This window comes from Candidatus Contendobacter odensis Run_B_J11, from assembly GCF_000531125.1.
Lineage (GTDB): Bacteria > Pseudomonadota > Gammaproteobacteria > Competibacterales > Competibacteraceae > Contendibacter > Contendibacter odensensis.
In genome coordinates this window covers 17391-28638 of the sequence record NZ_CBTK010000018.1, presented here as the reverse complement: position 1 = coordinate 28638, position 11248 = coordinate 17391, and the positions used below count along the sequence as shown (strand labels likewise).

The 11248-nt window shown below is 60.0% G+C and carries 10 protein-coding genes; 7 read left to right on the top strand and 3 right to left on the bottom strand.

Features of this window, described 5'->3' with window-relative positions:
* A partial coding sequence (locus BN874_RS01180) for a PhoPQ-activated pathogenicity-related family protein (protein ID WP_051497279.1) occupies positions 1-2126 on the bottom strand: 2126 nt, incomplete at its 3' end.
* A gap of 123 nt (positions 2127-2249) precedes the next feature.
* Here BN874_RS01180 and BN874_RS01175 point away from each other — a divergent pair.
* Positions 2250-2579: an HdeA/HdeB family chaperone gene (locus tag BN874_RS01175; protein WP_034430335.1), complete on the top strand. Its 330-nt coding sequence runs from the start codon at positions 2250-2252 to the stop codon at positions 2577-2579.
* A gap of 4 nt (positions 2580-2583) precedes the next feature.
* On the top strand, positions 2584-3327 hold the full coding sequence (pyrF, locus tag BN874_RS01170; protein WP_034430334.1) for an orotidine-5'-phosphate decarboxylase: 744 nt from the start codon (positions 2584-2586) through the stop codon (positions 3325-3327).
* A gap of 138 nt (positions 3328-3465) precedes the next feature.
* On the opposite strand, the gene nifA is transcribed toward pyrF, so the two are convergent.
* On the bottom strand, positions 3466-5022 hold the full coding sequence (gene nifA / locus BN874_RS01165; protein ID WP_034430333.1) for a nif-specific transcriptional activator NifA: 1557 nt from the start codon (positions 5020-5022) through the stop codon (positions 3466-3468).
* Complete coding sequence (nifL, locus tag BN874_RS01160; RefSeq protein WP_051497278.1) at positions 5012-6598, bottom strand: nitrogen fixation negative regulator NifL; 1587 nt, start codon at positions 6596-6598, stop codon at positions 5012-5014. The genes nifA and nifL overlap by 11 nt, the downstream gene beginning before the upstream one ends.
* A 297-nt stretch (positions 6599-6895) precedes the next feature.
* Here nifL and rsxA point away from each other — a divergent pair, with 297 nt between their 5' ends.
* From rsxA to rsxG, 5 genes are read left to right on the top strand one after another with little or no spacing between them, the layout of a single operon-like run.
* Positions 6896-7477: an electron transport complex subunit RsxA gene (gene rsxA / locus BN874_RS01155; RefSeq protein WP_034430331.1), complete on the top strand. Its 582-nt coding sequence runs from the start codon at positions 6896-6898 to the stop codon at positions 7475-7477.
* A 19-nt stretch (positions 7478-7496) separates the two neighbouring features.
* Entirely contained in the window at positions 7497-8024 is a 528-nt protein-coding gene (locus BN874_RS01150) for an RnfABCDGE type electron transport complex subunit B (protein WP_034430330.1), read from the top strand.
* Between the two features lie 4 nt (positions 8025-8028).
* Positions 8029-9501, top strand: a complete 1473-nt coding sequence (gene rsxC, locus BN874_RS01145) for an electron transport complex subunit RsxC (protein WP_034430328.1) — start codon at positions 8029-8031, stop codon at positions 9499-9501.
* Positions 9498-10586, top strand: coding sequence for an RnfABCDGE type electron transport complex subunit D (locus tag BN874_RS01140; protein ID WP_034430326.1), 1089 nt, complete (start codon positions 9498-9500; stop codon positions 10584-10586). The genes rsxC and BN874_RS01140 overlap by 4 nt, the downstream gene beginning before the upstream one ends.
* Positions 10583-11248 (top strand): electron transport complex subunit RsxG, encoded by a 666-nt coding sequence (gene rsxG / locus BN874_RS01135; protein WP_320411437.1) that lies wholly within the window; start codon positions 10583-10585, stop codon positions 11246-11248. The genes BN874_RS01140 and rsxG overlap by 4 nt, the downstream gene beginning before the upstream one ends.

Here is an 11248-nt window from a genome sequence, read left to right as displayed (position 1 = left end):
CAGCCGTCCCAACGCCCATTGCTATTGGCATCCAGGAACCAACGGCCGTTACGAAATATCCCAACCGCTGTTTTCCCGGTACCGCTCCAGTCGCCAGCAACCGGCATATCGCCAGCAAGGCCGAAGTCGAGGCAAAGGTCTTGACCGCCATCCTGCTGGCAGCCGTCCCAACGCCCATTGCTATTGGCATCCAGGAACCAACGGCCGTTACGAAATATCCCGACCGCTGTTTTCCCGGTACCGCTCCAGTCGCCGGCGACCGGCACATCGCCAGCGAGGCCGAAGTCCAGGCAAAGGTCTTGACCGCCGTCCTGTTGGCACCCATCCCAGCGCCCGTTGCTGTTGGCATCCAGGAACCAACGGCCGTTACGGAAGATTCCGACCGCTGTTTTCCCGGTTCCGCTCCAGTCGCCGGCGACCGGCACATCGCCAGCGAGGCCGAAGCCGAGACAAAGGTCTTGACCGCCGTCCTGTTGGCAGCCCTCCCAGCGCCCGTTACGGTTGGCATCCAGGAACCAACTGCCGTTACGGAATATCCCGACCGCTGTTTTCCCGGTTCCGCTCCAGTCGCCAGCGACCGGGGTATCGCCGGCAAGGCCGAAGCCGAGACAAAGGTCTTGACCGCCGTCCTGTTGGCAACCATCCCAGCGCCCATTGCTGTTGGCATCCAGGGGCCATATTCCATTGCGATATGAACCGGGCGCATCCTTGTTTTCAAGCTTGCCGCCACAGGCTGTTCCAGCATACGGCAGGGTGTCGGGCGTGATTTGTACGCCGGTGGTATAGACCTGATCGGGTTCGATCACTCCCGCAGTGGCGAAGGTGACTTCGATGAGAAATGCGGTCCAACCCGTAGCCGGTGCTTGCACGATACCCACATAGCTACCATCAGCATTCGGTTGCAAAACCTGGCTGGTCCAGACCGGACCAATCGCCTCCAGCCGAAAATCGCGGGCGCTGGAATTGGTTGCCTGCCAGAGCCGCACCTGTTTGGGCGGGGTGGTAGGCGACACCCGGAGCGCTCCATTTTCCTCCAGCGTCCAAGGGATCTGAGGACTGGTTTTGTGATCCAGGATGTCGTCCATCCACGACAGCGCATTGATAATCGTATCTTCACCCTGCTTATGATCGGTGTTGGGTGTGTAACGCAACCACTTAGGGTCAGGCAGGTCGGCATAGTAGAACCGCGAGGAGTCGGTGATAAAAAATTGATCGCCGGTGGCATTAAGGATTAGCTTGGGCAACGTGGTGTAGCGGTTGCGGTAGCTGTAAGGATCTACGACCTGCAATAGTGCTTTCCCCTGCGGCGTTTGCACCCGACAGGGCAGATCGAATTCCACATAATCTTTCAGCGCCGGTGCGAAGAATCCATACGCTTCCCAGTGATGAATGAATTGCTGACCGAGATTGAGCATGTCAATCGAGGCGGGCACGATGGCCTTAACCCGTTGGTCCACCGCCGCAGTCAGCCAGGTCGTCCAGCCGCGCTTGGAACCGCCCAGCACCAGAAAATCCTTAATGTTTTTGCCCTTGCTGGCCGCGAAGATCTGTACCGTGTCCATGGCGCGAACTGCGGCTTTAGTCATCGCCAGATGCACCGCCCACTCCATGTCGCCGGTATCCAGCGCCTTGTCCAGGCTGTAGGCGAGAATTTCATCTTCCTTCCGCCCGCGTCCCGATTCATCGCTAAAGTACAGCGGCTGATTGGGTATTTGCCGCACTACGGCGATCACCGCGCCCGTCGCTATCGCCGCTGCTCCAACCACCGGTTCCACTTCGGTCATTAGGGCGCCGCCGTTACTGCCGCCGTCGATCAACAGAATCGCCGTATCACTGCTGTCCAGCCCAAAGAGCGGAATAACCAACGCGATCTGATGGCTCCAAAGGGTACGGTCCACTTCATGGGGGGAACGCCACTGTTGCGAGGTCATTTCGAGAAAATAGGCGGTATAGCCCACGCCGCGTTGGGTATGGTAATGGGTGAAGGCATAGTTTGAGTCCGGCTTGGCTACATAACGATCCAGTGCGGTTTCCGCCGCCCAACCGCTGCCGTTCAAACCCAGCCCTAATACCACAGTCAGCCCAGTCGCAAATCGCCAAAAACTGCGTAGAGTTCGCGTAGTCATCATCCACCTCGATATGTAGGACAATAAGTCGTCATGCTATCATTTTAACGTCATTCCAACCTGATCGCGCCTATTGTCATGTCCCTGCTATTCGCCCAATTGCTCAACCCACTGGAGAATTCCATGAAGCATTCATTCGTTGTAGCCACATTATTTCTCTCCATCAGCCTGCTCGCGTCGGTGCCGGTCGCCGCCAAGAAAGCTCAGACGCAAAATATTGACTTTGGCGCCATCACCTGCCACGAATTCATGCAGGATCTTTCCAAAAGCTCCGCCGAGGACGCCGGCGTGGTTTTGATGTGGATTGACGGCTATTTGAGCGGCGTTTCCGGCGATACCGTGCTGAGCTGGAAGAATCTGGAAAAGTTCAGCGCCGATCTAGTGGCCTACTGCGATAAAAAGCCTAATGCCAAGGTTCTGGAAGCCGCCGAAGCCGTTGGAGTGTCCGAGTAATTCCATGATCGACCAACCTTTTCTTTCCAGCAAATCCATCCTCCCAACCGAACGGCTGATTTTCGCCCTGGACGTGCCGAGTCCAACGATAGCCCGACAACTGGTCGAGACCCTGGGCGATGCGGTGAGCTTCTACAAGATCGGTCTGGAGCTGTTCATGGCCGGCGGTTATTTCGAGTTGATCGAGTGGCTGCGCGCCCGCGACAAAAAGGTGTTCGTCGATCTGAAGTTCTTCGACGTGCCTGAAACCGTGCGTTCCGCCGTGCGTCAACTCAAGTCGTATGGCGCGACCTTCACCACCGTACACGGCAACGACGCTATATTGCGGGCGGCGGTGGACGCAGCGCGGGAAAGCGGTGATGAACTCGGTATCCTGGCCGTTACCGCGCTCACCAGCCTGGATCAGGCCGACCTCGACGATCTGGGCTTCGCCTGTAACCCCAAGGCGCTGGTGCTATCACGGGCGCGGCGGGCGCTGGAGATTGGCTGCCGGGGCGTGATCTCCTCGGGTCTGGAAGCTGCTGAACTGCGAGCGCATTTGGGCGACAGGCTGTTGATCATCACCCCCGGCATCCGTCCGGTGTTGAACCGTCCAGCGGACGACCAGAAGCGCACCATGGATGTTGAAGATGCATTCCTGAACGGCGCCGATTACATCGTGGTGGGTCGGCCCATCCGCCAGGCCCCCGATCCCCAGGCGGCGGCGGCGGCGATTCAGCAGCGGATTGCCCGGCTGTTCACGGGTTGAACTGCACCAGGTCAGAATTCAACGTTTGCCGGCAGGGTCAGTGGTTCTGAAAGAGGGGTGGCCGGCAGAGCGGTGGTCGCTTCGGTTGCCATGATTTGCGGCGTTCGTACCTATCCATGTTCGACGCACTATCCCCGATCACAGCCGCCGCATCTTGATGTTGAGAATCTGCACCCGATAGGCGATCTGACGTGGCGTCATCCCCAGCAGCCGGGCGGCTTTGGCCTGCACCCAACCGGCTTGTTCCAGCGCACCGATGACCCGCTCGCGTTCATCCATATCGGGATCGTCCAGAGCAACTTTCTCCACTGGTGCAACGGGCGTGGTATTTCCCCCCGTCACGCCCAGCCCGGTCAGTTCAATGGAATCCTGATCGATGACCCCGTTCTCGCTCATGATCGCGCCACGTTCCAGGCAATTTTCCAACTCGCGCACGTTACCCGGCCAGTGATGACGCATCAGCAGGCGAATTGCGCTATCGCTGATCCGCAGGGGCCGGTTTTGCAGGCGGGCCAGTTTTTCCACTAGAAACCGCGCCAGATCGGGAATATCTTCCGGGCGTTGTCGCAAGGCCGGCATGAAGATCGGCATCACGTTCAGCCGGTAATACAAATCCTCGCGAAATTCGCCGCTCTCTACCGCCAGTTCCAAATCGCGGTTGGTGGCGGCGATGATTCGCACATCGACCCGCAAGGTCTGGCTGCTGCCGACGCGCTCCAGTTCGCCCTCTTGTAACACTCGCAGCAACCGCACCTGAAACGCCGGGGAAATGTCGCCGATCTCGTCCAGAAACAGGGTGCCGCCGTGCGCCTGTTCAAAGCGGCCCTTGCGCTGATTGATCGCGCCGGTAAATGCGCCCTTCTCATGGCCGAATAGCTCTGATTCCAGCAGATTATCCGGCAGGGCAGCACAGTTGAGCTTGATCATCGGGCCACTGGCGCGGGGAGAGTTGTAATGAATGGCGCTGGCAATCAACTCCTTGCCGGTGCCCGAGTCGCCCCGAACCAGCACCGTGGTGTTCCACTTTGCCACCTGCCGCACCTGCTCGAACACCCGCTGCATCGGCTGGCTATGGCCGACGATGTCGTCGAAGCCAAACTGGCCGCGCACCTGCTGGCGCAGGTTGTCACGTTCAGCGGTCAACGCCCGGCGTTCCCGCTCCACTTCCCCGGCGTAGCGCACACTACCGGCGATGAGGTTGGCGACCATCTCCAGAAAGCGCGCTTGCTCAGCCAGCCATTCGACGCTGGTGGTCGCCGGTTGCGCCGCCAGCACGCCGACATGCTCGCCGGGATCGCCCCGGATCGGAACCCCAATAAACGGCAGTTCCAGATCATAGAGTTGTAGTCGATCAAGAAAGCGCGGCTCATCGGCGATGCGACCCAGCACCACCGGCTCGCCACTTTGCAGAATCAGTCCGACGATGCCTTCACCCGGCTGGTAGCGAACCGGATGGGTCCGGGCGGAGTCTTGACCGTGGACTGCGCTGACCAGCAGTTCGCCGCTCGGGTCCAGCAGCGACACCATGCCGCACTGCATTCCGGCCCGTTCGTGCAGCACACGCAGCACGCGATGCAGGGTTTCCCGCAAGTCGAGCGGACGACTCAGCACCTGGCTAACCTGGTACAAGGCCGCCAGTTCGATGTCCAGCAGTTCGGGGCGACTGACTCCAGCGCCCGTCTTTTCAACATCCATCGTGAGATTTGACCGGCAATAACACCCGCAACCGACAACCGTGGTCACAATCGGGATCGACACAGATCATGCCGCGATGTTCGTTGACAACCTCCTGGGCCAGTGCCAATCCCAGCCCGGTGCGTTTCTGCGCGCCACGAGTACTGAAGAACGGCTCAAAAATCTTGAAGCGCAGTTCGGGTGGAATCCCCGGCCCGCTGTCCTCAATAGTGACCAGGATGTCTTCCTCACCCTGCCGCAGGGTGGTGATACGCAGTTCGCGTACCTTAATGCGGTTGTCTTCCATCGCATCTATTGCGTTGTCCACCAATTGCTTGAACAGCGCTCGCAACCGGCCTTCACGCCCGATCAGCGCGGGCAACATCGCGGTAGGCCGCCAGTCCACCACCATGCCGCCGGCCAGCAGGCGTGGGGTGCAGAGTTCCAGCACTTCGCGCAGCAGTTGGTTGATATTCACCGGCATTGGCGCTTCAGGCGGCACTTCCGGCAGCGAGGACTGCAACTTGGCGAGCGCTTCCCGCCCGGCGCTGACCGCCTGGCGCAGCACCCCGCGTAATGCCGCCATATCGCCGCCCGCTGCGGGACTGCGTCGCTCCAGCAGGTCATAGGCGGCGGCAATCAGATTCAGCGGTGCTTGCATCTGAAAAATCGCCGCGTCCAAAGTTTCACGCATGCTGCGCACCCGTTCCTGCTCGGCCAGCAGAGCGCGCATCCCATTCATCGCCACCGCCTCCTGCTGCCGCTTGAGATTGGTGATCTCGACGATGACCAGCAGCAGATAGGCTTGGCGCACCGGTTTGAAGAAGGCATCGGCGCTGCCGTTCTGCTCGCGGAACCAGATCCCGGAACAGGAAAACCAGCGCGGCAGGCCGCGATTGCCGGGATCGACGCTCAGTTCCCGGTCGTGGAAGCTCTTGCCGGATTGATAGTCACTTTGGAAGGAATCATCCATGTTCTCACGCAGCGTGCGCAGAAACTCGGTCGCCGGTTCACGCCCGCGCAAATCACCGACCAGTTTCTTGTACTCGTGGTTGTCGAGGATCACCTTGCCGGTTTCGTCCAACAGCGCGATGGCCGTTGGCGCGGCGTCCACCATGGACTCGATCAGGGTCTTTTGATTACGCACCTGCTGTTCCAGCCGATGCAGGCCGCTGACATCGCGGTGAATGCCCAGAAAATAATGGCAACCGGTCACCGGGTCTTGCAACGGCGCGACGGTCAGTTCCGCCAGATACACCAGGCCCTGCTTGCAACGGTTGGCCAGCAACCCGGTCCAGGAGTGCCCACGGTTCAGTTGCCCCCACATCTGTTCGTACACTTGGCGCGGAGTGCTGGTGTCAGCCAACAGCGACACCTTGCGCCCTACCACCTCGTCAGCGCTATAACCAGTGACGGCAGTGAAGGCGGGGTTGACATAGATCAGCGTGGCGGTTTGATCGGTCAAGCAAATCGCCACCGGTAATTCTTCGATCATCCGGGCGGATAAGCCGGAGGGCAGGGTCTCGGCGGACAAGGCAAGGTCACCCGGAGTGGCCAAAACTGATTCGGGCGAGGGTCGACGCTTATTTCGGGTCATCCTGGATTCCTTCTACGCAACCGGCCAGCGGTGCTGGGACGCAGTTTTGAACAATGCAAGTTTATGACCATTAAAGCGGGTGACTCTGCACGGTCGTTTCACTCGCATTCTGGCGCTCGCCTTGTGGCATTTCCGACAGTGTACCCTTTTCCCGATACGAGCCTGTCGCAAAGCGTACAACCAGGCCAGCAACAGCTTATTGCTACAATCGATTGATTTAATAGCGAAATTTTCAGTACCCAGTGATTGGCGCGATTACTGTAATAGAGACCGCGAAACATAACCACGGCGGCAATCATGCGTGAATACCTGTTCATTCTGCTGGCGGCGACGCTGGTTAATAACGTAATCCTCACCCGCTTCCTGGGTCTGTGCCCATTTATGGGCGTGTCCAACAAGCTGGATTCGGCGCTGGGGATGGGGATGGCGACCACCTTCGTGCTGACTCTGGCGGTCGCGGCCAGTTGGCTGCTGGAGCATTACATCCTGGTTCCTCTGGATATCGTTTATTTGCGCATCCTTGCCTTCATTCTGGTGATCGCCGCGCTGGTGCAATTCACCGAGATGTTCATTCAAAAGGTGAGTCCAGTGCTTTATCGAACCCTTGGCATCTACCTGCCGCTGATTACTACCAATTGCGCGGTGTTCGGCATGGCGCTGCTGAATGTTCAGCAAGGCCACGATTTTCTCAGCAGTTTGCTGTATGGCTTTGGATCCGCGCTGGGTTTCACCTTGGTGCTGATGATGTTCGCTGGACTGCGCGAGCGTTTGGCTTTGTCCAGTGTGCCCGCCGCCTTTACCGGAGTGCCGATAGCATTTATCACCGCCGGGCTACTGGCGCTGGCGTTCATGGGATTTGCCGGGTTGCCGGTGAAGTGAGTGAGAGGAGAATCTTGAAATGATCGCGACCACGAGCCTGACTGTGCTGGGATTGGTATTAGGCATGCTGTTGACTTTTGCCGGACGTTATTTCCAGGTGGCCGGTAATCCCTTGCGCGATGAAATCACCGCGCTGTTGCCTGGGGTGAATTGCGGCCAATGCGGTCTGCCCGGTTGCGCGGGCGCGGCTGAGGCGCTCACCGAAGGCCGGTTGGCGGTTACCGCGAATCTGTGTCCGCCGGGCGGGCCAGGGCTGGCGCAGCAATTGGCGGCAAAACTGGGGGTATCGCTGGAGGCGGCGTCGGGACCGCCGCTGCTGGCTTGGGTGGACGAAAAACTGTGCATTGGCTGCGCTCATTGCGGCAGCCATTGTCCTACCGACGCCATTGTCGGCGCGTCCAAGCAACTGCATCACGTTTTACATGAGGCGTGTACCGGCTGTGGCAAATGTTTGCCGGTGTGCCCGACTGAAAGTCTGCAATTGCGCCCGCTGGCGGTGAGTATCCAGCAGTGGCATTGGCCCAAACCGCTACTGGCAGGAGTGTGATCCGATGAAACTCTTCGATTTTCGCGGCGGGGTTCATCCTCCCGGCCACAAACACCTCAGTGCCGAGCGCCCGATCCAGATCATGCCGTTCCCGGAGCGGCTCTACCTGCCCTTGCAACAGCATCGCGGCAAGTCAGCGTTGCCGGTGGTCACGGTTGGACAAAAAGTGTTGCAAGGCGAGTTGCTGGCTAAAGCGCAAGGTTCAGTATCCGCGCCAGTTCACGCCCCGACCTCCGGCACCATAATCGCGATTGGCGATTTCAATGCGCCCCATCCCTCAGGGTTGCCGCTGCCGACCATTACCTTGGAACCCGATGGCGAGGATCGCAAGCTGGAACTCGGTCCACTGCCTGACCCCTTCACCCTGGAGCCGGCTGAAGTCGCCCGCCTGATCGGCGACGCCGGTATCGTCGGCATGGGCGGAGCCAATTTTCCGTCGGCGGTCAAGCTCGGGATGGCGCGCAAAGCCGAAGTGCATACCCTGGTGTTAAATGGTGCCGAATGCGAGCCGTACATGACCTGCGATGACCGGCTGATGCGCGAGCGCTCCGCTGCAATTGTGGACGGGGCGCGGATCATGTTGCACGCGATCCAGGCTCAGCGGGCAGTCATCGCCATTGAAGACAACAAGCCGGAAGCGGCGGCACAGTTGCAAGCCGCCTGTGAGGCGGTGAGCGATCAACCGTTGTCGGTGGAAGTGGTGGTTATCCCCAGCCGCTATCCCGCCGGTTCGGCCAGCCAGTTGATCCAACTGCTCACCGGACTGGAAGTGCCCGCCGAGGGTCGCAGCACCGTCACCGGGTTGCTGGTGCATAACGTCGGCACCGCCTATGCCGTGCATCGCGCCCTGCGGGAAGGACGGCCGCTGATCAGCCGGATCGTGACCGTGACTGGCGGCGCAGTGGCCGAACCACAAAATCTGGAAGCGCCGATTGGTGCATTGGCGGAGGACATGCTGCGCTTCTGCGGGGTTGATTCGGCGGCTATTGCCCGCTTGCTGATGGGCGGGCCGATGATGGGCCAGCCGATGCCCAATGCTCAGATCCCCTTGGTCAAGGGCGCTAACGGGTTGCTGGCATTAACCGCCGCCGAGATCGCTGGTCTGCCGGAAACCACCGCCTGCATTCGCTGCGGACGCTGCGCCAGCGTCTGTCCGATGGGGCTGTTGCCACTGGAAATGGCGAAGCGCGCTCATCATGATGACCCCGATGGGGCGATGGCGTTTGGGCTGGATGACTGCATGAGTTGCGGTTCCTGCGCCTATGCCTGTCCGTCCCACATTCCGTTAGTGCAGTATTTCGATTACGCCCGAGGCGCGCTGGCTGCCCGTGAACAGGCTGATCAGCGGGCTGAAACCGCCCGTCGGCTGATGGCCGAGCGGCAGGCGCGACTGGATCGGCAGGAACGCGCCAAGCTGGAAGCCGCCGCCCGGCGTCGCGCCGAGAAGCAAAAATCCGGCGCGGGAACTCCAGCATGAGCAACCTGTTGCCCAGCGCGCCCCATCTTCACGCGCCTGACAGCGTACCGGTGCTGATGCGTGCGGTGCTGTGGGCGCTGCTGCCGGCGATCCTCTACGGCATCGGCTTGTTCGGCTGGCCCGCGCTCAATCTGCTGGTCATTACCGTACTGAGCGGATTGGCTGGTGAGGCGCTGTGCCTGTGGCTGGCTAAAAAGCCGATTCAGGTTGGGCTGCGCGACAGTTCGGCGCTAATGACCGGGGTATTGCTGGCGCTGTCGTTGCCACCGTGGGCGCCGTGGTGGATCGGCGTAATCGGCGGGCTGTTCGCCATTGTGATCGGCAAGCAGGTGTTCGGCGGCATCGGCCAGAATCTGTTTAATCCGGCAATGCTGGCGCGGGTGATGTTGCTGGTGTCGTTTCCAGTGGAAATGACGCTGTGGCTGGAACCGCACCCGCTGTTTTTCAGCCAGTCTCCCAGTTTTTGGGAGGGATTGGCGATCACTTTTCACGGGATCCCCAACATCGACGCAGTGAGCGGAGCGACTCTGCTTGGCAATATTCGCACCGAACTTAGCCTGTCGCATCCGCTCAGCCAGATTTTGAGCAACCATTATCACCCGGTCACTGATGCGCTGGGCGCTACCGGGGGGAGCCTGGGTGAAACCGGCGCGGTGCTGCTGGCGCTCGGCGGCGGCTGGCTGCTGTGGAAACGGGTGATTACCTGGCACATCCCGGCGGCGATGCTGGCAACCGTAATGCTGTTGGCGGGCGGGTTTCACCTCGCCGATCCGCAACGCTTCACCGATCCGCTGCTGCATCTGCTGTCGGGTAGCCTGATCATGGGCGCCTTTTTCATTGCTACCGATCCGGTGACTTCACCGACTGCGCCGCTGGGACAAATCGTATTTGGCGCCGGTTGCGGCCTGCTGATCTATGTCATCCGCACTTGGGGCGGCTATCCAGAAGGCGTCGCCTTTGCGGTGGTGCTGATGAACGCGATGACCCCGATCATCGATCACTACATCCGCCCCCGTGCCTATGGCCGCACCTGGAGCGGGCAGCCAAAACCGGTACTCGCCAAGCCGAAGGAAGAAACCCGATGAGCGTGATGAGTCTGCTGTCTCCGGAAAACTGGCAGCGCTGGCGCGAGCGTCCCTACTACCATACGGTGCTGCTGGGCGCAGTGGCGCTGCTGACCGGTGCGCTCATTAGCGGCTCTGATTATCTGACCCGTTCCGCCATTGATCAGCGCCGGCTTGAAGATTTACAGGTGACTCTGGAACAGGTGATTCCGGCAGATTTGCATGACAACACACTGACCAAAGACACGGTGACCCTGCGCGATGGCGAGCGCGAGGTCATCGTTTATCAGGCGCGCCGCGCCGGGCAGGTGCAGGCGGTGTGCTATCAGGTCACCGCCAGTGGTTACGGTAGCACCACCATGTTCATCATCATGGGCGTGGATCGCGATGGCAAAGTGCTCGGGGTGCGGGTGACCAGTCACGCCGAAACTCCAGGTTTAGGCGACAAGATTGAGCGCAAGCGATCCGACTGGATTCTGAGTTTCGATGGTCGTTCACTGGGCGACCCGCCGCCGGAACGTTGGGGCGTCAAAAAGGATGGCGGAATATTTGACCAGTTCACCGGCGCGACCATTACCCCGCGTGCGGTAGTGAAAGCAGTCAAGGGTGGCCTGGAATTTTTTGCCGCGAACCGGGCGCAATTACTCAGTGAGCCGTCTGCAATCACTCAAGCGGTCCAATAG

Coding starts and splice junctions, on each gene's coding strand:
- BN874_RS01175 (WP_034430335.1), top strand. CDS start 2,250: ATGAAGCATTCATTCGTTGTAGCCACATTATTTCTCTCCATCAGCCTG.
- pyrF (WP_034430334.1), top strand. CDS start 2,584: ATGATCGACCAACCTTTTCTTTCCAGCAAATCCATCCTCCCAACCGAA.
- nifA (WP_034430333.1), bottom strand. CDS start 5,022: ATGGATGTTGAAAAGACGGGCGCTGGAGTCAGTCGCCCCGAACTGCTG.
- nifL (WP_051497278.1), bottom strand. CDS start 6,598: ATGACCCGAAATAAGCGTCGACCCTCGCCCGAATCAGTTTTGGCCACT.
- rsxA (WP_034430331.1), top strand. CDS start 6,896: ATGCGTGAATACCTGTTCATTCTGCTGGCGGCGACGCTGGTTAATAAC.
- BN874_RS01150 (WP_034430330.1), top strand. CDS start 7,497: ATGATCGCGACCACGAGCCTGACTGTGCTGGGATTGGTATTAGGCATG.
- rsxC (WP_034430328.1), top strand. CDS start 8,029: ATGAAACTCTTCGATTTTCGCGGCGGGGTTCATCCTCCCGGCCACAAA.
- BN874_RS01140 (WP_034430326.1), top strand. CDS start 9,498: ATGAGCAACCTGTTGCCCAGCGCGCCCCATCTTCACGCGCCTGACAGC.
- rsxG (WP_320411437.1), top strand. CDS start 10,583: ATGAGCGTGATGAGTCTGCTGTCTCCGGAAAACTGGCAGCGCTGGCGC.